At 72.9% G+C, this 21,765-nt stretch carries 19 protein-coding genes; 12 read left to right on the forward strand and 7 right to left on the reverse strand.

Annotated features, from left to right (window positions below):
• The first annotated feature begins 21 nt into the window (after window positions 1-21).
• Window positions 22-321: a DUF1905 domain-containing protein gene (locus tag AB0M88_RS29340; protein ID WP_364107828.1), complete on the forward strand. Its 300-nt coding sequence runs from the start codon at window positions 22-24 to the stop codon at window positions 319-321.
• A complete protein-coding gene (locus AB0M88_RS29345; protein WP_364107830.1) occupies window positions 318-1,289 on the forward strand; it encodes a DUF4037 domain-containing protein in 972 nt (323 codons plus the stop codon). The genes AB0M88_RS29340 and AB0M88_RS29345 overlap by 4 nt, the downstream gene beginning before the upstream one ends.
• On the opposite strand, the gene AB0M88_RS29350 is transcribed toward AB0M88_RS29345, so the two are convergent.
• Window positions 1,245-4,418 (reverse strand): penicillin acylase family protein, encoded by a 3,174-nt coding sequence (locus tag AB0M88_RS29350; RefSeq protein WP_364107832.1) that lies wholly within the window; start codon window positions 4,416-4,418, stop codon window positions 1,245-1,247. The two genes, AB0M88_RS29345 and AB0M88_RS29350, sit on opposite strands and share 45 nt — an antisense overlap.
• Before the next feature lie 95 nt (window positions 4,419-4,513).
• Here AB0M88_RS29350 and AB0M88_RS29355 point away from each other — a divergent pair, with 95 nt between their 5' ends.
• The gene (locus AB0M88_RS29355) at window positions 4,514-5,368 is read left to right on the forward strand and encodes an NAD(P)-binding domain-containing protein (RefSeq protein WP_364107834.1); all 855 of its coding nucleotides are present in this window, start codon (window positions 4,514-4,516) and stop codon (window positions 5,366-5,368) included.
• On the opposite strand, the gene AB0M88_RS29360 is transcribed toward AB0M88_RS29355, so the two are convergent.
• Together AB0M88_RS29360 and AB0M88_RS29365 are read right to left on the reverse strand one after the other, a co-directional pair.
• The gene (locus tag AB0M88_RS29360; RefSeq protein ID WP_364107836.1) at window positions 5,369-5,974 is read right to left on the reverse strand and encodes a hypothetical protein; all 606 of its coding nucleotides are present in this window, start codon (window positions 5,972-5,974) and stop codon (window positions 5,369-5,371) included. It abuts the gene before it with no gap.
• Window positions 5,971-6,846: an ATP-binding cassette domain-containing protein gene (locus tag AB0M88_RS29365; protein ID WP_364107838.1), complete on the reverse strand. Its 876-nt coding sequence runs from the start codon at window positions 6,844-6,846 to the stop codon at window positions 5,971-5,973. The genes AB0M88_RS29360 and AB0M88_RS29365 overlap by 4 nt, the downstream gene beginning before the upstream one ends.
• Window positions 6,847-6,878: 32 nt before the next feature.
• On the opposite strand from AB0M88_RS29365, the gene AB0M88_RS29370 reads away from it, so the two are divergent.
• Complete coding sequence (locus tag AB0M88_RS29370; RefSeq protein ID WP_364107840.1) at window positions 6,879-9,503, forward strand: AAA family ATPase; 2,625 nt, start codon at window positions 6,879-6,881, stop codon at window positions 9,501-9,503.
• Between the two features lie 97 nt (window positions 9,504-9,600).
• Complete coding sequence (locus AB0M88_RS29375; protein WP_364107842.1) at window positions 9,601-11,115, forward strand: MFS transporter; 1,515 nt, start codon at window positions 9,601-9,603, stop codon at window positions 11,113-11,115.
• 380 nt (window positions 11,116-11,495) lie between these two features.
• Here the strand turns inward: AB0M88_RS29375 and AB0M88_RS29380 are convergent, their stop codons facing one another.
• On the reverse strand, window positions 11,496-11,993 hold the full coding sequence (locus AB0M88_RS29380; RefSeq protein ID WP_364107880.1) for a zinc-binding dehydrogenase: 498 nt from the start codon (window positions 11,991-11,993) through the stop codon (window positions 11,496-11,498).
• On the opposite strand from AB0M88_RS29380, the gene AB0M88_RS29385 reads away from it, so the two are divergent.
• Together AB0M88_RS29385 and AB0M88_RS29390 are read left to right on the forward strand one after the other, a co-directional pair.
• Entirely contained in the window at window positions 11,961-12,374 is a 414-nt protein-coding gene (locus tag AB0M88_RS29385; RefSeq protein WP_364107878.1) for a TetR/AcrR family transcriptional regulator C-terminal domain-containing protein, read from the forward strand. The two genes, AB0M88_RS29380 and AB0M88_RS29385, sit on opposite strands and share 33 nt — an antisense overlap.
• A 578-nt stretch (window positions 12,375-12,952) precedes the next feature.
• The gene (locus AB0M88_RS29390) at window positions 12,953-13,489 is read left to right on the forward strand and encodes a GNAT family N-acetyltransferase (RefSeq protein ID WP_364107844.1); all 537 of its coding nucleotides are present in this window, start codon (window positions 12,953-12,955) and stop codon (window positions 13,487-13,489) included.
• Here the strand turns inward: AB0M88_RS29390 and AB0M88_RS29395 are convergent.
• A complete protein-coding gene (locus AB0M88_RS29395; protein ID WP_364107846.1) occupies window positions 13,473-14,564 on the reverse strand; it encodes a hypothetical protein in 1,092 nt (363 codons plus the stop codon). The genes AB0M88_RS29390 and AB0M88_RS29395 overlap by 17 nt on opposite strands.
• Window positions 14,565-14,782: 218 nt before the next feature.
• Between AB0M88_RS29395 and AB0M88_RS29400 the strand changes: the two genes are divergently transcribed.
• Genes AB0M88_RS29400 through AB0M88_RS29420 form a run of 5 tightly spaced genes read left to right on the forward strand, consistent with a single transcriptional unit; the run spans window position 14,783 to window position 19,806 of the window.
• Entirely contained in the window at window positions 14,783-16,324 is a 1,542-nt protein-coding gene (locus AB0M88_RS29400; protein WP_364107848.1) for a substrate-binding domain-containing protein, read from the forward strand.
• A gap of 12 nt (window positions 16,325-16,336) precedes the next feature.
• Window positions 16,337-17,551, forward strand: coding sequence for an acyltransferase (locus tag AB0M88_RS29405; protein WP_364107850.1), 1,215 nt, complete (start codon window positions 16,337-16,339; stop codon window positions 17,549-17,551).
• Complete coding sequence (locus tag AB0M88_RS29410; RefSeq protein WP_364107852.1) at window positions 17,548-18,039, forward strand: hypothetical protein; 492 nt, start codon at window positions 17,548-17,550, stop codon at window positions 18,037-18,039. The genes AB0M88_RS29405 and AB0M88_RS29410 overlap by 4 nt, the downstream gene beginning before the upstream one ends.
• A 4-nt stretch (window positions 18,040-18,043) precedes the next feature.
• Window positions 18,044-19,174, forward strand: coding sequence for a histidine kinase (locus AB0M88_RS29415; RefSeq protein WP_364107855.1), 1,131 nt, complete (start codon window positions 18,044-18,046; stop codon window positions 19,172-19,174).
• Window positions 19,171-19,806, forward strand: a complete 636-nt coding sequence (locus AB0M88_RS29420; protein ID WP_364107857.1) for a response regulator transcription factor — start codon at window positions 19,171-19,173, stop codon at window positions 19,804-19,806. Before AB0M88_RS29415 ends, AB0M88_RS29420 begins: the two co-directional genes overlap by 4 nt.
• Here AB0M88_RS29420 and AB0M88_RS29425 read toward each other — a convergent pair.
• Window positions 19,803-20,759: a L,D-transpeptidase gene (locus AB0M88_RS29425; protein WP_364107859.1), complete on the reverse strand. Its 957-nt coding sequence runs from the start codon at window positions 20,757-20,759 to the stop codon at window positions 19,803-19,805. The genes AB0M88_RS29420 and AB0M88_RS29425 overlap by 4 nt on opposite strands.
• Before the next feature lie 41 nt (window positions 20,760-20,800).
• Window positions 20,801-21,709, reverse strand: a complete 909-nt coding sequence (locus AB0M88_RS29430) for a hypothetical protein (RefSeq protein ID WP_364107861.1) — start codon at window positions 21,707-21,709, stop codon at window positions 20,801-20,803.
• Window positions 21,710-21,765 lie beyond the last annotated feature (56 nt).

Raw genomic sequence — 21,765 nt, forward strand, 5'->3', positions numbered from 1 at the left:
GGATCGGGTGGTGAAACCAGGGTGATCGTGGAGTTTCGGGCCGAGCTGTGGGTGTGGGACGCCCGGCCGGACGAGGGGTGGACCTTCGTCACGCTGCCGGAGGACGAGTCGGAGGAGATCCGGGAGATGACCGGCGGGCTGGGGCGGCGCGGGTTCGGCGCGGTGCGGGTCGAGGCGCGCATCGGGGCGACGGTCTGGCGGACGTCGATCTTTCCGGACGCGAAGAGCGGGTGTTACGTGCTGCCGGTGAAGAAGGCCGTGCGGAAGGCGCAGAAGGTCGAGGCGGGCGACGCGGCCGACGTGACGGTCGAGGTGCTGTGAACGGCATCGGGATCGCCGAGCGGCACTACCGGGACGAGATCGCGCCGGCGCTCAAGGACCGGCGGCACGCGGCGGCGCTTCTCGGCCCCGGGTCCGAGGTTCTCGGGTACGACGACGAGGTGTCCCCCGATCACGACTTCGGGAAGCGGGTCCAGATCTTCTATCCGGACCGCGACACGGTCGGGCAGTTCTTCGCGGCGCACCTCGGATTCGATCCCGGCGCCGCCCTGGGAACCGCGGACTGGCTGCTCACTCCGACCCAGATCCTCGCGAGTCTGACCCGCGGCGCGGTTTTCCACGACCCCGACGGCCACCTGGCGAGCTATCGGGAAAAGCTCGCCTGGTACCCGGACGACGTCTGGCGCTACGCCCTGGCCGCCGGCTGGCTCCGGGTCGGGCAGGAGGAGGCGTTCGTCGGGCGCACCGGCGCGACCGGCGACGACCTCGGCTCGCGCATCCTGACCGCGCGCCTCGTACGCGAGCTGATGCGGCTGGCCTTCCTGGTGGAACGCCGCTGGGCGCCGTACGGGAAGTGGTTCGGCCGGGCCTTCGGCGAGCTGGCGGTGGCCGCCGACCTGAAGCCCCGGTTGGAGGGCGCGCTCGCCGCGCCGAACTGGCGCGAACGCGAGCGGCTGATCACCGAGGCGGCCTCCGGCCTCGCCGAGAGGACCAACGCTCTGCTGCTCGGCGATCCGGTCGACCCGGCTCCCCGGCAGTTCTACGAGCGCGACATCCGGGTGATCGGCGCCGACCGGTTCACCGTCGCGCTGGCCCGGGAGATCACCGATCCGCTGCTGCACGGCCTGATCGACCGGCTCGGGCTGCGCCACGGGCACATCCCGCGGCTGCCGGGCACGATCGACCAGGCCGTCGATTCCACCGATGTCCTGTCCAGCCCGGAGCGGTTCCGGGCGGCGGCGCCCCTACTGGGAATAGATCTCCACCTCGTAGGCCGAGAAGCCGTATGAGGTGCCGCGCGTGAGGCAGTACAGGCGTACGTAACGGGCCGAGGTCGCCGGGAAGGCGACCGTCTCCCGGCCGCCGTGCCCCGAGGGCACCGCGGCGGCGGTGGTCCAGGTGGTGCCGTCGGCCGAGGTTTCGATCCGGTACGAGGACGCGTACGCGGCCTCCCATCGCACCGATACCCGCGCTACCGGACGGGCCGAGCCGAGGTCGACGCGCAGCCACTGGTTGTCGTCCCACGAGCTGGCCCAGCGGCTGTTGAGGTTGCCGTCGACCGCGTTGCCGGCCGGGTTGCCGGACTGGGTGCTGGACGCGGTGACGGTCTTGCCGAGCGCCAGGTTGGACACGTCGTCGCCGCGCTTGGCCGGGAACGAGACGACCTGCTGGTACGTGGGCCGGTTCTGCCATCCGATCAGGTCGTGCTCGATGCCGCCGAGCGGGGACTGCAGGATCGCGTCGGCGCACCACTGGTCGCCGGCCGGGCAGTTGGCGTCGCCCGGGTAGGTGGTCGACGCGGGTTCGGCCAGCGCGGCCGACAGGCTGGTCAGCAGGGCGCCGCGGCAGGCCGGGACCGTGCCGCAGTAGGTGTGCGACCAGCCGGGAACCGTGTCGCCCATGGTCGCGCGCAGGTCCTTGTCGACGTAGCCCCACCAGCCGTACTGGAACGACGACCCCTTGTGGGCCTGGGATTCGTTGGCCGAGCTGGGCAGATCGGAGACCGGCCCGGTCTGGCCGCCGGACGGCGATTCGTTGATCTGCAGGGCGTCGACCAGCGCGCCGAACAGGTCGTCGCCGAGTCCGGAGCCGAACTGGGCCTGCACCAGCCTGGGCCACCAGGCGTCGAAGATCCGGATCGCGTCGGCGTCCTGGTAGACCTTGCTCCCGGCCGAGGTCTCGGCGCGCCTGGCACCGTTCTGCAGCCAGGTGCGGAGTTTGGCCAGGGCGGCCGCCTGCAACGGGTCGGTGACCGTGGCGCTGTCGATGACCCGGAGCAGGTCGGGCAGCACCTCCTGGCCGCGCAGGTCGGTCAGGCCCGCGTTCTCGACGACCTTGAGCAGCGACGCCCGGTCGTACTTGGTGCCGGCGGCGACGCCGGCCTTGAGCGGCTTGTCGAGCAGGTCGACGCGCTGGACCGGGCCCCAGCTGAAGTTGCCGTCGGCGGCCGAGAATCCGTTGGCCTGCTTGTTGTTCCAGCTGACGAAGTAGTCCTGGTCGACCGCCTGGGGATGGGCGGAGGCGGGCTCGTCGAGAGCCGTGTTCGTCGCCGGGTTCCAGCCGCTCCACTCGTTGGCCGCGTCGCCCCACGTGGGCAAGTTGGGGTCGGCGGTGGCCGGGCGCACCGGTTCGGCGCCGGAGGTGAAGTACGCCGAGTCGGCCGAGTTCACGTAGAACCAGTTGAAGGCGAACGAGATCCGCGCGGCCGAGTTGGTGAAGGCGGCCGGCGTGCCCATCTCCGAGGGGTCGTTGAACATCTGGAAGCCGATCGCCGATTCGGCCTCGTGGCGGTAGGTGGAGCGGAGGCTGGTGAACGCGACCGGCACCCCGCCGACCGTGCCGCGCCACTGGACCAGGCCGTAGTTGGTGCGTTCGACGGTCAGGCGGTAGGACCCGGCGGCGGTGGAGTCGGCCGTGGTCGGCTTCCACGAGTCGGTCTGGGTCAGGTTCTCCATCGCCAGGCACTGGCCGTGGAACAGGTAGTGGGTCGCGGCGGTGGTGGGTGCGCTGCCGTCGGTGGTGCACAGGCGTACGGCGTACGTGTCGGTGATGTCCTGGGTCGCCGAGGTGGCGCTCCAGGCGTAGTCCTGCCCGCGGCCGATCAGCGTGTAGAGGTTGAGGCCGCTGAACGCGATGCCGCGGCTGCTGATGCCGGGCCCCTGCAGCTCCTGGATCATCAACAGTTGCGGGGCGAAGTAGCCGGTCTGCGGGCCGAAGACGGCGACCGGGTGCCCGGTGGCCGAGTGGGCGGCCGAGACGACGGCCGCGTTGGACATGCCCCGGTGGGCGCTGTCGATCGTGAGGCTGCCCAACGAGATCTTGCTGGTGCCCGAAGCCCCCGAGGCCGCCGAACCGGTCTGGTCGAACACGATCGGCTGCGGTGCGGTGGAACCCGCGTCGGGCATCGCGACGCCGGAGGCCGACGGGTTGGACGCCGCGTACGGGAAGCTCTGCCCGCTGTGAAGCGTGACCGTCGCGGAGGGGTCGTTCTGCTCCCGGAACTGTTGCCAGACCTGGTCGCCGATCGTGGCGCCGTATTTCGCGCGCGCCGCGACGCGGACCAGCGCCGACTGCATCTCGGTGCCGCCGCCCCCGCCGAACAGGCCGCCGATGACCCCGGCGATCGCGATGAGGTCGGTCATGGTGAAGTTCTGCGGGCCGCCGGCGTTGGTGACCGCGTCGAGGTGGCCGGTCAGCACGTATTCGCCCGGGCAGTCGCGCCCCGCCATGCAGTCGGCGATGTACTTGTTGATGCCGGCGATGTAGCTCTGCACGTCGTCGTAGAGCTGGGCGCCGCGCGTGCCGTCGGTCCGCAGCGCGTCGATCTGGGCCTGGAGGTCGGCCTCGGTGTAGGGCGAGTTGCGCCAGACGCTCTGTTCGAGCTCGCGGTTGCCGGCCGCCCCGCCGGCGAACGACGTCAGCTGGCCGCGCGCGACGTGGCGCATCAGGTCCATCAGGAAGAGGCGGTCCTGGGCCCCGGCGTAACCGGCGCCGAACATCGTCCCGGCCCGGGTGGTGCCGGTGACGTGCGGGATGCCGAGCTTCTTGTCGCGCACGATCGTCACGTCGGCGCGGGGCGTGGCCGTGCTGGCCACGTCGGAGGCGGCCACCCCGTACGAGCTGTCGTTGAAGAACGAGTTGATCTGCTGCGGGGTCAGGCCGGTGTAGTTGTAGGCCAGGTTCGCGTACGGGGCGAGCTGGTCGTCGGAGTGCGCGGGCTTCGTGCCGAGGGCCTTCGACGCGAGGATGTCGACGAGCGTGGCGTTGCCGTTCTGGCCGGGCGGCAGGATGTCGGAGCACTCACCGAGGCAGTAGTCGTTGCCCGCGAACGCGGCCTGGGCGGGGGCGGCCTGGAACGGAACCACCGCGAACGATGTCACCACGATGGCGGTCAGGAAGGTGCTGAGGCGTCGGCGCATGGGGAACCCTCCAGGGAACGCTCAAACGCGAAAAGATTTCATAGATGTTAAAACGTCGATGTCTTCGAGCGCCAGATTTCCGGCCGGAACTGCTCATGCGCACCCCGCCGGCCACCGAACCGGGCGCGCGCCCCGACGGCACGACCGTCAGCCGCCCCGCCCACCCCGAGGTGGTCCAGCGGCATCCGGACCGCGGATCCTCCGCGAGAAGTGAAAAGTGGTGGCGGTCACGAAAGTTTGCTACGCGAAACATCGGTGGTGCCCCGGGAGTTCGCACCGGCATGACGACAGTGGGATTCATCGGAAGCGGCAACATCGGTGGCACCGTGGCCAAGCTGGCGGCCGACGCCGGCTACGACGTGGTGCTGAGCAACTCGCGCGGGCCGGAGACGCTGGCCGCTCTGGTCGCGTCGCTCGGCTCCAAGGTCCGGGCCGCGACGGCGGCCGAGGCGGCCGCGGCCGGTGACATCGTGGTGGTCAGCGTGCCGTTCAAGGCGTTCCGGGACCTGCCGGTGGCCGAACTGGCGGGCAAGGTCGTGCTCGACACCAACAACTACTACCCGCAGCGCGACGGGCAGTTCGCGGAGATCGACGAGGGCAAGCGGACCAGCGCGTCGCTGGAGCAGGAACTGCTGGCCGGCGCCCAGGTCGTCAAGGTCTTCAACAACATCTTCTTCAAGCACCTGGCCTCGCTGGCCCGCCCGGCCGGCAGCGCCGACCGTTCGGCCCTGCCGATCGCCGGCGACGACCCGGCGGCGCTGCTCGCGGCCACCGAGTTCCTCGACCGGATCGGCTACGACGCGGTCGAGGCCGGGACGCTCGCCGACAGCTGGCGGTTCCAGCCCGACACCCCGGTCTACGGCGCGCCCTACGGCTCGTTCGAGGACCCGGCCGGCACGCCCGCCGGCTCGGCGACCATCCGGAAGGCCCTCGCGGCCGCGACACGCTGATCAGTCGGTGGTGAAGTCGCGGCGCAGCAGGAGCGCCGCGACCGCCAGCGTCCCGAGCGCCCACACCAGGAACACCTCCACGCCGTACGGGTTGCCGCCGGCCGCGTCGAGGTAGGACGAGATCGGCAGCGGCCACTTCATCTGGCCCAGCAGTCCCTCGACCACCACGAACCACACCGCGAAGCCGTACAGCAGCCAGGACGCCCGGCGCACCACCGCCGCCGCGGCGGCCCCGAAGACCGCCATGACCGGGACGACGGTGAGCGTGTGCCGGTAGACCGTGCCGTTGCCGTCGCGCAGCAGCGCCGTGATGCCGGTGACCGCGGTGAACACCCAGGCGATGAGCACCGTCGTGATGACCTGGGCGAGCAGCACCCGCAGCCGCTTCGGCTGGGCCAGATAGAGCAGCGCGGCCGTCCGGTGCTGGAAGTGGCGGGCCACGGTGAAGACCGCGATGCCGAAGGCGCCGATGCCGGCGAACAGCGCCCAGCCGTACGGGTTCAGCACCCCGAACGACGCCGCCAGCGCCCCGAACAGCGCGATCGAGATCCAGCTCGACCGGATCGTCACCGTCCGGTACAGCTCGGCGCGGATCAGGGCGGTCACCGGGCCACCGCCAGGTCGAGGAAGACCAGTTCGAGGTTCGGCGCGTCGGGGATCAGCTCGTAGACCGGGACGCCCGCGGCGAACGCGGCCTCGCCCGCTTCATCGGCCGACAACCCGTCGACGACCAGAAACCGGTCATCGACCGCGACGGAGGCGCCGGCCGCCTCGAACACCTTGAACAGCCGTTCCGGGTCGCGCCCGCGCACCCGCAGGCGCTGTCCCGTCCCGTACAGCTCGGAAAGCGGCGCCGCGAGGCGCACCCGGCCGTCAGCGACGATGACCACATCGTCGATGAGCTGGGCGAGTTCGGCCAGCAGGTGGCTGGAGACCAGCACGGTGCCGCCCGCGCCCGCGTGCTCGCGCAGCAGCCGCCGCAGCCAGGCGATGCCCTCCGGGTCGAGGCCGTTGCCCGGCTCGTCGAGAATCAGGATCGGCGGCTCGCCCAGCAGCGCGGTCGCCACCGCGAGACGCTGGCGCATCCCGAGCGAGTAGTCACCGGTGCGGCGATGCCCGTCGTCGGCCAGCCCGACCTGCTCGAGCAGCACGTCGACCCGGGCCCGGCCCGCGCCGGCCAGCATCGCCTGGGCGATCAGATGCGCCCGGCCGCTCTGCCCCGGATGGCTGATGCCCTGCTCCAGGACCGCCCCGACCCGTCGGACCGGCCGGTCGAGCTCGGCGTACGGCCGCCCGTCGAGCAACGCCTCGCCGGAGCTCGGCCGGGTCAGGCCGAGCAGCATCCGCAGCGTGGTCGTCTTGCCGGAGCCGTTGAGGCCGAGGAAACCGGTGACCCGGCCCGGACGGGCGGTCAGCGTCAGGCCTTCGACCGCGCGGACCTTCCCATAGACCTTGGTGAGCTCGATGGTCTCGATCATCGCGCGCCACTATCCCACGTTAGAGTCGTCGGGTGCTTCTGGGCCGCCGACGCGAGTGTGACCAGCTGGAAATGCTCCTCGACGAGGTCCGGGGCGGCACCAGCCGGGCGCTGGTGCTGCGCGGCGAGCCCGGGGCCGGCAAGACCGCGCTGCTCGACCACGCCTCGTCGGCCGCGGCCGGCTTCCGCACGCTGCGGGCGGCCGGCGTGGAACCGGAGACCGAACTCGCCTACGCCGGGCTCCAGCAGCTCTGCGCGCCGCTGCTGGAACACACCGGCCGCCTGCCCGCACCGCAGCGCACGGCCGTCGAGGTCGCGTTCGGCCTGGCCGCCGGCGAGCCGCCGGACGCCCTGCTGATCGGCCTGGGCCTGCTCGGGCTGCTCGGCGAGGCGGCCCGCGAGCGCCCGCTGCTGGTGCTCGTCGACGACCTGCAGTGGTTCGACGTGATGTCGCAGGTCATCGTGCTCTTCGCGGCCCGCCGCCTGGGCCGCGAGTCGGTGGCGCTGATCCTGGCCGGCCGCCCCGGCGACGAACTGCCCGGCCTCCCGGAACTGCCGGTCGAGGGCCTGCCCGACGCCGCCGCCCGCGAACTGCTGGCCACCGTGCTCACCGGCCCGGTCGACGACCGGGTCCGCGACCGCATCCTGGCCGAGACCCGGGGCAACCCGCTCGCCCTGCTGGAACTCCCGCACGGCCTCGACGCGGCCGAACTCTCGTTCGGTCTGGGCGTGCCGCCGGCCGGCGCGCCGGTCGGCAACCGGGTCGCCGCCGCCTTCCGGCGCCGCATCGACGAACTGCCGCCGGACACGCGGACCCTGCTGGCGGCGGCCGCGGTCGAGCCCACCGGCGATCCCACGTTGCTCTGGCAGGCCCTCGCCCGGCTGGCGGTCGCCGGCTCGGCGGCCGCGCCGGCCGAGGCGGCGGGCCTGATCGACATCGGCTCCCGGGTCCGGTTCCGGCACCCTCTCGTACGCTCGGAGGCCTGGCGCGCCGTCCCGCTCCCCCGCCTCCGCGCGATCCACCAGGCCCTGGCCGAAGTCACCGACCCGCTCGCGGCGGCCGACCGCCGGGCCTGGCACCGGGCCCACGCGACCAGCGGCCCCGACGAGGAGGTCGCGGCCGAACTGGAACGGGCGGCGTCGGCGGCCCTCGCCCGGGGCGGCCGGGCCGCGGCGGCGGTCTTCCTGGAGCGGGCGACCGAGCTGAGCCCCGACCCGGCCCGGCACGCGGCCCGTGCGCTGGCGGCCGCCCAGGCCCGGGCCGCGGCGGGCCAGCTCGCCCAGGTCCCGTCCCTGCTCGACGCGGCCGAACTGGGGCCGCTCGACGCCCTCGCCCGGGCGTCGGTGGCCCGCCTGCGCGCCCGGCTGGCGCCGACGGCCGCCCGGTCGGTCCCGCTCCTGGTCGAAGCGGCCCGGGAGCTGGCGCCGCTCGATCCGGAGGCGGCGCGCGAGGCCGCGCTGGACGCGATCGCCGCCGGGCTGGAGGCCGGGCGCCGGGGCGGCGACGAGCTGCGGGCGGCCGCCCAGGCGGCCCGCGAACTGTCATCACCCGACCCGCTGCTCGACGCGCTCGTCGCGCGGGTGCTCGACGGGCGCGCCTCGTTCCGGGCGGCCCTCGACGGGCTGCCCCCGGGGCGGGCGCTGCAGCGGCTGCCGCTCGCCGTCGCGGCCGCCCTCGACGCGGGCGACGACGAGGCCTGGCACCGCGTCACCGGCCAGGCGCTCGCGCACGCCCGGGAGACCGGGGCGGTCGGGCTGCTGCCGACCGCCCTCGCCCACCGGGCGGTCGCGCTGCTCGTCGCCGGTGAGACGGCCGAGGCGCGGGCGCTCGCCGAAGCCGCCTCCGCGGCCGGTGGGCCGGCCGCCGCCGCGATGCTGCTGGCCGCCGTCCAGGGGCGGGAGGCCGACGCGATGGCGATGCTCGACGCGGCGGTCAAAGAGGGCGGCGCGACCGGAAGAGGCCGGTTGCTGGGGCACGCCGCGTACGCGAAAGCGCTCCTGGACAACGGCCTGGGCCGGTATCCGTCGGCCGCCGACGCGGCCCGGATGGCCGCGGCCCACGACGACGTCGGATGGTTGCCGGCGGTGCTGAGCGAACTGGTCGAGGCGAGCGCGCGCGGAGGGCTGCCGTGCGAGGCCGACGTGGCCCGGCTGACCGCCTGGGCCGAGGCCGCCGGCACGCCGTGGGCGCTCGGGCGCGCCGCGCTGGCCGCCGCCGTCACCAGCAGCGGAAAAGCGGCCGAGGACGGCTACCGGGAGGCGGTGGACCGGCTCGGGACCGGACGCCTCGGCCTCCCGCTCGCCCGGGCCCGGCTGCTGTACGGCGAGTGGCTGCGCCGCGAGAACCGCCGGGCCGAAGCCCGCACCCTGCTACGCGACGCCCACGAGTCGCTCGACGCGATGGGCGCCGGCGGTTTCGCCCAGCGGGCGCGGCGCGAACTGGCGGCGACCGGCGAAACCGTACGCCGCCGCTCCGACCCGGCCCGCTGGGACCTGACCGCCCAGGAGGAGCAGATCGCCCGCCTGGCCGCCGCCGGCCACACCAACCCCGAGATCGGCGCCGAACTGTTCCTGAGCCCCCGGACCGTCGAATGGCACCTGCGCAAGGTCTTCGGCAAGCTGGGCGTCACCAGCCGCCGCGAGCTGCGCGGCCTCTGATCCCTTTTAACCGGGCTGCAACCGGCCGGCCCTCAACCGCGGGCCCCTCGGTGCCGACACGGAAGGAGCATCTCCGCTTCCAGCCCAGAGGGATTTGATGACCACCGACACCGCACTACCGCCCCCCGCGGCGGCGACCCAGGACCGGACCGACCAGCCCGCGCCGAAAACCGCCGACTCCGGGAAGTGGCTGTCGCTGGTCGTCCTGGCGATGGCCCAGCTGATGGTCGTGCTCGACGCCACCATCGTGAACATCGCGCTGCCCACCGCCCAGCGCGACCTCGGCTTCTCCGACTCCGGCCGGCAGTGGGTGGTCACCGGCTACGCGCTGGCGTTCGGCTCGCTGCTGCTGCTCGGCGGTCGGCTGTCCGACTTCATCGGCCGCAAGCGCATGTTCCTGATCGGCCTGATCGGGTTCGCGGTCGCGTCGGCGCTCGGCGGGTTCGCGCCCAACCTCGAGATGCTCATCGTCGCCCGCGCGCTGCAGGGCGCGTTCGGTGCGGCGCTGGCCCCGGCCGCGCTGTCGCTGCTGTCGACCACGTTCACGACCCCGCGCGACCGGGCCAAGGCGTTCGGTGTCTTCGGCGCCATCTCGGGCGCCGGCGGCGCGGTCGGCCTGCTGCTCGGCGGCGTGCTCACCGAGTACGCCTCGTGGCGCTGGTGCCTCTACGTCAACCTGATCATCGCGGCGGTCGCGGTGGCCGGCGCGCTCACCCGCCTCAAGGACGACCCGATCACCTCCCGCGCCCGGCTCGACGTGCCCGGCGTCATCACCGCGGTCGGCGGCCTGGTCGGCCTGGTCTACGGCCTCGGCAAGGTCGAGACCGACGGCTGGGGCTCGGCCGCCGCCCTGGTTCCGATGATCCTGGGCGCCGTCGTGCTGGTCGCGTTCGTGCTGATCGAGACGCGCGTCGCCAACCCGCTGCTGCCGCTGCGCGTCGTGCTCGACCGCAACCGCGGCGGTGCCTACGCGGCGATCGGCATCTCCGGCGCGGGCATGTTCGGCATCTTCCTGTTCCTGACCTACTACCTGGTCAACGTCCAGCACTTCACCCCGATCCGGACCGGCGTCGGCTTCCTGCCCCTGCTCGCGGCGATCATGCTGTCGGCGACCACGGCCGGCTCGATCCTGGTGCCGCGGGTCGGCCCGCGCCCGCTCGTCCCGGTCGGCGCGCTGGTCGCGGCCGGCGGCATGGCCTACCTGACCCGGCTCGACCTGCACTCCACGTACGCCGGCGGCGTCCTCCCCGGCCTGATCGTCATCGGCCTGGGCCTGGGCCTGGTCTTCGCCCCGGTCCAGAACGCCGCCACCAGCGGCGTCGAGCACCGCGACGCGGGCGTCGCCTCGGCGATGATCAACACGGTGCAGCAGATCGGCGGGTCGATCGGCACGGCGCTGCTGAGCTCGTTCGCGGCTTCGGCCGGGGAGAACTACGCGCACAGCCACAAGCCGACGGCTTCGCTGGCGGTTGAGGCGGCGTTGCACAGCTATCACACGGTGTTCTGGTGGTCGGTCGGGTTCTTCCTGCTGGCCTCGCTGATCGGTGCTGTCGTGTTCCGGAGCGGGCCGTTGGCTGTCGATCCGGATGCGCCGAAGGCCATGGCTCACTGACGCTGTTTTTTTCCGATCCCGGTCGCCCCTGTCGGTGGCCGGGATCGTGGCGTTTGTTGCGGTCGGACGGAATTCGGGGCGAGGGTGACCAAGGTCGAGGTGGAGCATCTATTTCGATCTTGGTCACCCTCGCCCCGAATTCCTTGCCTGCTCCAGGTCAGCAGGTTCGGCCTTTCGATCTGGTATTTGCGGGCCAGGAACCGGGCTGGAATTTGCGGTCCCGCTGGGCTCGGTGCGGGGTTGCGGTCAGTTGGTCGCGGTGGGTGGGGTCGGGCGGGCCCGGGTGGGTGCGGGGTTGCGCGGAGTTACTCGCCGCTTGCGCGGGATCGGTTTTCGGGGGTACGGGCGGGGGTCGGCGGTCTACCGGGCCGGGACCTGCTTCAGTCGGGGACAATGACCAGGCGGCGGCCGCATAGGTCAGTGCGGGTCCAGGCCTCGGTGATATGGCTCAGGGGCATCGTGGTGGTCGGGATGGTGAGGGAGCCGGCGCGTAGCCAGTCGACGACCTGTTCGTAGGCGGCGGCCATGGTGGTGGCGGCGTTGCGGGCGGCGCCGTAGACCTCGAGGCCGGAGGTGCGCAGGGCGTCTGCCGTGAGTTTGAGGTCGGGACCGGCGGACTCGCCGATCGGGACCGGGCGGGTGGGCCTGGGCAGCGTGAAAGTGCCGGGGACCAGGGCACGGGTGAGCAGTTCGGTCGGGCGGCCCCACAGGTGGTCGACGACGACGTCGTAGCGGTCGCCGGCGTTCTCGCGGAAGGCCTTTACCAGCTGTTCGTCGTCGACGGCGGTGTTGATGACGGCGTCGGCGGACTGGACGCGCTTACGCTGCGCGTCCTCGCCGCCCGGCTGGGCGTCCAGGCGCCGACGCTGTATTGGCACGTCAAGAACAAGGCCGCGCTCCTCGATGGGCTCGCCGACGCGTTCATGGACGAGGCGATCGCCGCCCTCCCGGCGCCGCCCTCCGAGGGCGACGGCCGGGAGTGGCTGCTCGCCGCCCTCGGCCAGTTGCGGGCGGCGATGCTGCGCCACCGCGACGGCGCCCGCATCGTGTCCGGCGCCCGCTACTCGATGCGCCGCGGCGACTTCTCCGAACGGGCGATGGCCACCCTCGTCGACCACGGCGTCGACCTGCGCCGCGCCCGGCTGCTCGTCCTGGCCGGCGAGCGCTACACCGTCGGATGGATCCTCGAGGAGCAGAGCCCGGCCCCGGCGATCCCGACGTCGACGTCGAGGCGCTGCGGGCCCGCTTCCCGGTGGTGACCCGCGGGATTGTCGAATACTTCACCGCCGGCTGCACCGCTGACGACCTCTACCGCGACATCGCCCGCCTCGTCCCGCGCCTGCCGGACGAGACGCCGTAGCACTCGCCGGGGTTGTCATTCGCCGCGCGACGCGGCATCACGCCGGAGCTCGTCGAACGCGAGGCCGTCCGCCGCGGCGAACCGGGACCGGAGCGATGAACGCGCTGCTCGACGAGCCCGCTGCCCGCGCAACAGCCCGCACGCCCGTCACCGCCGCCCGGCCGGGCGCCCCGGTGGCCGGCGACTCGCGGTCCTGCCGGGCCAGCGCACTGTCCGAAGAGGAACGTTTCGATCGCGAGCCGGCTCCGCCCCCATCGGCGAAGCCGCGGTGGACACGCGCTGTTCGTGCGCGCGGTCCGGGCCACCATCGATCCGGCCCTGCGCGGCGGCACGGTCAACCCCGCCGAGGCTCAAGCGATGCTGACCGGAGCGGTTGAGCCTGCCGGACCCACGCCCACGACCGGCTCACCGCAATCGGCGTGCCGCCCCGGCCCCGCGCCCGGCCTTGGGCGGCCTCCGGGCTAGTAGTCTGCGCGCATGTCAGATCTGGGACCGGTGGCCTGGCCGCCTGCGCCGATCAGGACCGAGCGGCTCGTGCTCCGGGGGTCCGAGGGGCGGGACCGGGCGGCGTTCGTCGAGCTGCTGGCCTCGCCGGAGGTGCACATCTACCTCGGCGGTCCCCGCCCGCGGGACGAGCTCGAGCGTGAAGTGCCCGAGGTGCCGGAACCGTGGCCCGGGAGTTTCGTCGTTGAGCTCGACGGGGCGATGATCGGCCAGATTCTGCTCCGGCGGCCGGCCCGGCACCGGCCGGCCGCCGTGGGGAAGGTCGATCTCGGCTATCTTTTCCTGCCGCGGGCGTGGGGCTGCGGGTACGCCACCGAGGCGTGCGCGGCCGCGCTCGACTGGTTCGACGGCGTGCTTCCCGGCGAGCCGGTGGTGCTCGCCACCCAGACCGCCAACGCCGGCTCGATGCGGCTCGCGGCGAAGCTCGGGTTCGCCGAGGTCGAGCGGTTCCACGCCTGGGACGCCGACCAGTGGCTCGGGATGCGGCCGCCGGTCACGCCGTCCGCCTGAGGGCGGAGCCGCAGTGGTGCAGCGCCTCGTAGATGCGGTCGCGGAGGTTGTTGGCGACCGGCACGGGGATCGAGCCGTTCAGGTCGCGCAGCACCACCCGCAGCAGCACGTTGACTTCGCCGGGCCGGATGGCCAGGCGTTCGCGGGCCGCGGCCGGTAGGGCCGACGCCGGGGTCGTCGACCGGACGGACACCTCCTCGACCAGGTGGGAGTCCTCGCCGAGGGCGTCGCGGACCCGGTCGCCCAGGTCCTCCGGGGTGGTGGCGGCCGGGACGGCGATCGAGACGTCGCGGCGGGCCGGCGGATGGGCCGAGACCGGGCGGTAGGGCGACAGGTCGAGCATCTGCGCGGCCACCCGCGGGTCGGTGGAGCGGAGCAGGCGGATGTCGGGGATGCCCTTGCGGAGCATGACCAGGCGGTCCAGGCCCAGCCCCAGTGCCAGGCCGGAGACGTTCGGCGGCAGGCCCGCGGCCTCGAGCACCGGGCGGGCGGCGTGGCCGCCTTCGCCGATCTCGACCCGGTCGCCGCCGACGTGGGCTTCGAGTTCCAGGCCGCCGGTGGTGTAGGGGTGGGAGGCCGGGTTGGCGCGCCACTCGACGCCGGGAAGGGCCGCCTCGACGGCGGTGGCGATCCAGGCGCGGAGGTCTTCGCGGGCCGGGGACAGCAGCCAGAGGTCGAGCTGGTGGGGTGTTCCGGTGTGGAGGCGGTCGATGACGTCACGGCGGTAGACCAGGCCGGGGCAGGCGATCAGCGCCGAGTGGCGCCCCTCCGCGGCCAGCCGGCGCAGGACCGGTGGGATCAGGGCCGAGGTCTGGGAGCGGAGCATCCTGGTGTCGGACACGTAGCGGGTGTAGCGGCTGTCGCGGGTGCGGGCGGCGGCGGAGTAGCCCAGATGGTCGTAGTTGTCGGCCACGTCGACTATCCGGGTGCCGCGGTCCAGCACCAGGCCGGCCGGGTGGCGGGCGGTGAGCGCGGCGAGGATCTGCGCGGTCATCTCCTGCAGGGCGTGCGGGCCCGCGTACGGGTCGGTCAGATCGCGCAGCGCGAGGTCCCCGGTGAGGGTGCGGGAAGGCATGGTTCTGCTCCTGTCCGGACGAAGAAGGAGCCGACTCCGGACGGGAAAGAAAAATGGCCGCCCGAAGGCGGCCGTGGAAAAGCCGGCCCCCTACGAGGGGCCGGTGAAGGTGGCGGCGAGGCCGGTCATGGCTCCAGATTGCCACACCGTGAGGCAAACGAGCATCCCGGTTAATGTGCGCGTCACTTGGCGGACGGCCACCCTTCCTACGATCCGGGATGGAGACACAACCGGGGGTAGTCATCGAGTTCTGGTGGAGCGTGGCGCTCGCGACGCTCGGCGTCGTGGTGCCGGGGATCGCGGCGCTCTACGAGTTCGTGGTCAAGGGGCGCAAGCGGATCGGCTACCGCGTCCAGATGGACACCACGGCGACCGACGTGGCCGAGACCGCCGAGCCGGGTGCGCTGGCCGAGCTGCGGCGCGACGGGGTGAAGCTGACCGATCCGACGCTGGTGCTGCTGCGGATCGAGAACAACGGCGCCACCCACATCGACACGCAGGACTACGCGGTGCCGGACAACGATCCGGTCGGCATCCGCGTCCGGTTCCCGGGGCGCCGCGTCGTCGGCATGGTGGTGACCGAACTCAGCCAGGACTACCTGCGCCCGAGCTTCTCCCCCGGCAACGGCCTGGCCGGCCGGGACGACGTCATCGAGCTGCCGCGGGTGCCGCTGAACCGGGGCTCGCACTACAAGGTCCTGGCCGCGCTCGATCAGGCCGCCGGCTTCACCCACAAGAACGGCGAGGAGTACCCCGAGCCGGTGGTCTCCGGCGGCATCAAGGGCGGCGTCGGCGGGGGCGGCATCCAGCGGACGCGCAACCGCATCGGTACGCCGAAACGGGTCATCGCGCTGATCGTGTTCCTGGTCGTGCTCGTCGTGGCCCAGCTGGGCGTGTTCCTGCGCAGCAGCGGCGCCGGCCTGATCGACTGCGCCGCCGGCCGGCTGAACGTGGTCGGGTCGACCGCGTTCGAGCCGATCGTGCGCGAGGCCGCGAAGTCCTACCAGCGGCAGTGCCCGGACGCGTCGATCAGCTTCGACATGCGAGGCAGCGGCGAGGGCCTGCAGTCGCTCGACGTGTCCAGGGACGCCGGCACGCTCGCCTTCTCGGACGGCGAGAAACCGGACGGGCTGCCTTCGCTGCTCCCCCGGCCGCTCGCGTTCTTCCTGTTCACGCTGATCATCAACGACGACGCGGGCGTGCAGGACCTGACCCTCGACCAGATCCACCGGATCTATCAGGGGCAGGTGACGAACTGGTCCGACCTTGGCGGCAACGACCAGCCGGTGCGGTTGATCAGCCGGAATCCCGGTTCGGGGACGCGGGCCGCTTTCCAGCGGCGGGTGCTCGGGGGCGTACGGGAACCCGGCAGCAACTCGGACGACTGCCGCAACCGCGATCCTGGCTCGCCGCTCGGCGTGGTGCGCTGTGCGCGCGACTCGACCGACGACGTGCTGCGCGCGGTCGCCGCGACGCCGGGGGCCATCGGCTACAGCGAGCTGGGCGCGGCGGCCGGCCAGAAGGGCGTGGTGCCGGTGCGGATCGGCGGCCACCCGGCGACGGTGGCCGACGCCGATCACGGGACCTATCCGTTCTGGGAGACCGAGTACGGCTACACGTACGGCGAGCCGGACGCGTCCTCGCTGGCCGCGAGCTTCCTGCGCTACCTGACCAACCAGGTCGGGGCCGACATCATCCGCTCGCACGGCGACCGGCCGTGCGGTGATCTCGCCAACCCGCAGCTCTGCCATCCGTCCTAGTACTCTTCGCGCGTGCCCTCGAAGACCCGGCTGGCCTGGCTGGACGCTCTCCGGGCGATCGCGGCCCTGCTGGTGGTCTATGCCCATCTGAGCCACTACCTGCTGCGGTCGGTGCGCGGGGTGTCGGCCGAGTGGCTGAACGCCGGGCCGGCCGGGGTGATGCTGTTCTTCCTGGTCAGCGGATACATCATTCCGGCCTCGCTGGAGCGGCACGGCGATCTGCGGCGGTTCTGGGCCGGGCGGTTCCGGCGGTTGTTCCCGCTCTACACGGTGGTCGCGCTGCTGGTGGTGGCGCTCGGGGTCGCCGGGGTGGTGCCGCTCGACCCGCTGCTCGCCGCCCACCCGGGCCCGGCGGCGGTCGCGCACGCCACGATGCTGCCGTTCCTGCTCGGCGGCCCGCTGGTCACGCCGGTGTTCTGGACGCTGAGCTTCGAGATGGTGTTCTATCTGCTGGTGGCGGCGCTGTTCGCCGTACGGCTGCATCGCGGAAGCGGCATCGCCGCGCTGGTGCTGGCGGTCGCCGCCGTGGTGACCGCTCCCCTGACCCCGCGTCTTCTCGGTGTCTCGCCGGTCGTGGTGGCCGTGCTCCTGGTCCTCGGCCTCGCCGCCGTGGTCTCCGGCCGCCGGCTCGCGGTCGTGCCGGCCGCGGTCGGGCTCGGTGTCCTGGCCCTGACGCTGGTCGTTCTCAATCAGGATCCGGCCCACGTCTGGGACGGTGTCCTGATCCTGGCGGTCATGTTCACCGGAACCACCGTCTACCGGGCCGACCACGGGCAGGCCGGGTGGTGGCAGGCCGGTCTCGCCGGTGCCGTGGTCGCCGGCGCCCTCCTGATCAACTGGTTCGCCGAGCTCACGTCCCTCCACGCCCTCATCCCGCGGTACTGCGTCCGGTCGGTGCTCACCCTGACCGTCTTCGCGGGCGCGTTCGCTCTGGCCATGGCCTTGCGGCGGCGGCCGGTCCCGCACTGGCTGGCCGGGCTCGGGAGGATCAGCTACTCGCTCTACCTGGTGCACTACACGCTGATCCTGGTGCTCGCGCCGGTGCTGACCTGGCTCGGCGTGCACCTGCACGGCGTGGCCGAACTGCCCGCGGTCGCCGGCTACCTAGCGCTGCTCACCGGGCTTTCATGGCTCACCCACCGGTACGTCGAGCTACCGTTCTCCACCCGCCTTCCCACCCAGGGTTGGTACCGGAGAAGGGCCGCCGAGCCGACTCTCGAAGCATGACCTCGAGCACCCTCACCGACATCGTCATCGGCCTCCTCGTGATCGCCTACAGCAGCTCCCGGCAGCTCCGGTGGCGCCCGGTCGACCTCGGCCGGATGCTCAAGCTGCCGCTCATCCTCGGCGTCCTCGGCGTCGTCTCCCTGGCCCGCGAGACCACCGGCGTCAAGCCGGTCGACGCGGCCATCCTCGGCCTGTCGGCGCTGCTCGCGGTGATCTCCGGAACGATGATGGGCCGGATCGCCGTGTTCCGGCCGTCGCCCGCCGACCCGCGCCTGCTGGAGAGCCGCACCGGCTGGGCCGGCATCGCGATCTGGTTCGGCCTCATCGTGATCCGCGTGGCCCTCGACGTGGCCGGACACCACTTCGGCTCCGAACTCGCCGTGAGCACCGGCACCATCCTGCTGATCCTGGCCGTCAACCGGGTGACCAGCGCCCTGGTCGTCTCGGCGCGCCAGCACCGCGGCCGGCCCGTCATGGCCGGAAAATAGGTTCGTGTTCCTCTTCCCGGTCCGGCGGCTGTGGGCGCTCCCGCTCAACGTGCTCGGCATCGTCCTGGTCGGCTACGACCTGGCCCGGCGGTCGCTGGCCGGCGCGCCCGCGGTCGTGGTCGTGGCCGCGTGGGCGGGCTGGGGTCTCTGGCTGGCCGCGGTCGCCCTGCCCGAGCCGTGGATCCGGGCCCGCACCCTCACCTACATCGCGATGATCGTCAGCGGCTCCCTGGCCGGCGCCTACACCGACGTGGTCGGCTATGTGCCCGCCGTCTCCGGTCTGCTGCTGCTGTTCGGCACCCCGGCCGTCTCGCTGCGGCTGGCCTGCGCGGCCGGGGTCGCGTCGGCCGTCCTGGTCGCGGTCGCGGCGGTGGCCTTCCCGTCGCCGGCCAGCACCGTCGTCGGCGTGGCGACCATCCTGCTGATCTGCTCGATGGCCGGCCTGAGCCGCCGCCAGTACCGGGTCTCCGAGTCCCAGTCCCGGGCCCTGCTCGAGGAACGGGTCGCGGTCGAACAGGAACGGGCCCATGTCGCCACGCTCACCGAGCGCTCCCGCATCGCCCGCGACCTGCACGACGTGCTCGCCCACTCCCTCGGCGGCCTGGTCATCCAGCTGGAGGCGGTCGACGCGCTGATCGAGTCGGGCCGGTCCGGCGAGGCGCGCGAGCGGGTGCAGGCGGCCCGCAGACTCGCGGTCTCCGGCCTGCACGACGCCAAGCAGGCGGTCTCCGCCCTGCGCGAACCGGCCGAGCCGCTCTCGGCGGTGGTGGCCGGGCTGGCCGAGACCCACCGGGCGATCGGCGGCCAGGTGGCGGTGCGCGGCGACGCCGACCGGGGCGTGCTGCCGGCGGCCGGGCACACCGCGGTGCGGCGGGCCGTGCAGGAGATGCTGACCAACGCGCGGCGGCACGCTCCGGGCGCGCCGACCACGCTCGATCTGGACTGGGACGACGACATGCTGACGATCACGGCTTCGACGCCGCCGGGCCGTCCTTCCGACGGCCTGCCGCCGGGCGGCGGCCACGGCCTGGAGGGCATGCGGGAACGGGTCACCGAGGCGGGCGGCACGATGACCGTACGCCCGGGGCCGCCGTTCCAGGTCGTCCTGCGCCTGCCCGGGGAGCCGGCCGCATGATCCGGGTGCTGGTCGCCGACGACCAGGCCACCGTACGCGACGGCCTGGTGACCCTGCTCGACCTGGCCGAGGGCGTGACCGTGGTCGGGGCCGCGGCCGACGGGATCGAGGCGGTGGACCTCGCCCTTTCGCTCCGGCCCGACGTGGTGCTGATGGACCTGCGCATGCCCCGCCTCGACGGCACCGGGGCGACCGCGCAGATCATGGCGGCCGCCCCCGCCATCGCCGTCCTCGTGCTGACGACCTACGCCGACGACGAGTCGCTGGCCGGGGCGCTGCGGGCGGGCGCCCGGGGCTACCTGACCAAGGACGCCGGGCGGGCCGAGCTGGCGGCGGCGGTGCGCTCGGTCGCCTCGGGGCAGGCCACGTTCGCGGCCGAGATCGCCGACCGGCTGGTGCGGGGCTTCACCAGCGCGGCCCCGGCGCCCGGTCTGCGGGAACGCTTCCCGGCCCTGACCGCCCGCGAGGCCGACGTGCTGGAGGCGATCACGCTCGGGCACAACAACGCCCGCATCGCGGCCGACCTGTTCCTGAGCGTCGCCACGGTGAAGAGCTACGTCAACTCCATCTTCGCCAAGCTGGGCGCCCGCGACCGCGCCCACGCGGCCGCGATCGCCTCCGGCCGCTCCTAGCTGGTCTTGACGACGCCGCCCGCCGACCAGGTGGACCAGGAGAGGTTCCAGTCGCCGTAGCCGTCCCAGCTGGGCATCGTCGGGCCGCCGGTGTTGGTGTAGACGGCGACGTCGCCGACGTGGGCGAAGCCGAAGTACTGCTGGGCGTCCTTCACCGTCAGGTTGGTGCAGCCGTGTGAGGTGCTGCGCTGGCCGATGTTGCCGCCGTTCCAGCTCGCCGAGTGGATGAACTCGCCCGAGTTCGTGACCCGCACCGACCAGGGCACCTTCTCGTCGTAGCCGGGGCCGGTCATGCGCTGCACCTTGTCCTTCTCCATGACGACCTTGGTGCCGCTGAACGTGGGCGTGCTGGCCTTGCCGAGGGAGACCGGGTAGCTGAACACCTGCCTGCCGTCCGAGGTGACGATCATCTTCTCCTTCTTGCCGTCGATCCGGCTGATGTTGGCGGCGCCGGTCGACATGTCGAGGGTCAGGCTGTTGTCGAACACCATGCCCGTGCCGGCGGGCTGATCCTCCACGGCCAGATCCATGTGGATCTTCGCGTGGGCCGGCCAGTAGGCCTGAGTGCGGTAGTGCGCCTCCAGCGGATAGCCGGAGTAGATCGCCGACCGCTGGAAATACCAGGCGCCCTGGGCCGGGGCCCCGTTGACCGTGACGGTCGTCGCCGCGGCGAACGCCTTCGCGTCGGTGACCTTGCCGCCCACGTACGCGATGATCGGCATGCCGACGCCCCAGGTCGACCCGTCGCCTTCGAGGAGCCGTACGTGCACCCGCTTCGCGGCGGGCGTCGCTTTGGTGGTCGGCGTGACCGACAGGGCCGGCGAGGCGCCCGAGGTCGCCGGCGTGCCGTGCCAGGTCGCGCCGGCGTCGTCCGAGGAATGGCCGCAGCCGGCCGCGAAGGTGAAAGTCAGCCCGAGCACTGCCGCGGCCCGCCAAGAACGAGAACTCCTCATGACTGCGACCATGCCCTGATCCGGGCGAATCCGCCAGCCGACTACATGTGAAGCCGCTCCTTGACGGCGGTGGTGAAGGCGGCCACGGCCTCGGGAACGATCCGGGTGGCCAGGGAGGGCTCGAAGAGCTCGACCTCGATCACCCGCGGCGGCTCGCCCGGGCCGGCGGCGATGTCGATCCGCGCGTAGAGGGGCGTCGCCGCGTCCTCGGCGAACCCGCGGGCGGTGGCGATGCGCCCCGCCGCCTCCAGCACCCGCTCGCCGAGCTCGATCTCGGCGCGGGACGGGTCCGCCCGCGTGATGTCCGCGTGGTAGGCGCCGCCCAGGTAGCCGCCGCCCGGAGCCAGGATCGGTCCCTTGTGGAAGGCGTGCGAGTAGCGCCCGTTGAAGAAGAACAGGCCGTTCTCGCCGCCGGTGACGACCGACTCGGCGGCCGGCTGCACCATGGCCGTCTTTCCGGTGGCGACGATCTCCTCGCCCAGCCGCAGCGCGCCCGGGTCGCCCGGGGCGAACAGTCCGGTGTGGCGGGAGCCGGCCGACACCGACGGCTTCACCACCAGGCGCCGGTCACCCACCCGCTCGATCGCGGCCGCCACGCCGGCGGCGGTGTCGCCGAACTCGGTCGGGATGACCGGCACGCCCTGCTCGGCGAAGTCGGCGAGGTAGCGCTTGTCGATGTTCCAGCGGATCAGGTCGGGCGCGTTCAGGATGCGGGTGCGGGCCGACGCCCCGTCGAGCCAGGTCAGGAACTCCGGCCAGCGCCAGGAGTAGTCCCACGGCGTCCGGATGACCAGCAGGTCGAACGCGGACCAGTCGACGGCCGGGTCGTGCCAGACCGGCGCCTCCACCGACCAGCCCTCGCCCCGCAACGCCCCGGCGAGAACCGGCGTGTCGTGGTCCCGTCCGGCCAGCGCGGCGGCGTCGGTGGTCAGCAGCCCGATCTTGGTCACCGGGGAACGATAGCCGGGCCGGCCTACCACCCGAAGTTCCACCCGTGGGTGGAGCC

This window comes from Actinoplanes sp. NPDC051411 (assembly GCF_040682075.1).
Lineage (GTDB): Bacteria > Actinomycetota > Actinomycetes > Mycobacteriales > Micromonosporaceae > Actinoplanes.

What these genes read in the sequence shown, in the direction of transcription:
- AB0M88_RS29390 (WP_364107844.1), top strand. Translation starts at nt 12,953, where the DNA reads ATGTCAGATCTGGGACCGGTGGCCTGGCCGCCTGCGCCGATCAGGACC.
- AB0M88_RS29410 (WP_364107852.1), top strand. Translation starts at nt 17,548, where the DNA reads ATGACCTCGAGCACCCTCACCGACATCGTCATCGGCCTCCTCGTGATC.
- AB0M88_RS29355 (WP_364107834.1), top strand. Translation starts at nt 4,514, where the DNA reads ATGCGCACCCCGCCGGCCACCGAACCGGGCGCGCGCCCCGACGGCACG.
- AB0M88_RS29400 (WP_364107848.1), top strand. Translation starts at nt 14,783, where the DNA reads ATGGAGACACAACCGGGGGTAGTCATCGAGTTCTGGTGGAGCGTGGCG.
- AB0M88_RS29395 (WP_364107846.1), bottom strand. Translation starts at nt 14,564, where the DNA reads ATGCCTTCCCGCACCCTCACCGGGGACCTCGCGCTGCGCGATCTGACC.
- AB0M88_RS29420 (WP_364107857.1), top strand. Translation starts at nt 19,171, where the DNA reads ATGATCCGGGTGCTGGTCGCCGACGACCAGGCCACCGTACGCGACGGC.
- AB0M88_RS29425 (WP_364107859.1), bottom strand. Translation starts at nt 20,759, where the DNA reads ATGAGGAGTTCTCGTTCTTGGCGGGCCGCGGCAGTGCTCGGGCTGACT.
- AB0M88_RS29350 (WP_364107832.1), bottom strand. Translation starts at nt 4,418, where the DNA reads ATGCGCCGACGCCTCAGCACCTTCCTGACCGCCATCGTGGTGACATCG.
- AB0M88_RS29365 (WP_364107838.1), bottom strand. Translation starts at nt 6,846, where the DNA reads ATGATCGAGACCATCGAGCTCACCAAGGTCTATGGGAAGGTCCGCGCG.
- AB0M88_RS29375 (WP_364107842.1), top strand. Translation starts at nt 9,601, where the DNA reads ATGACCACCGACACCGCACTACCGCCCCCCGCGGCGGCGACCCAGGAC.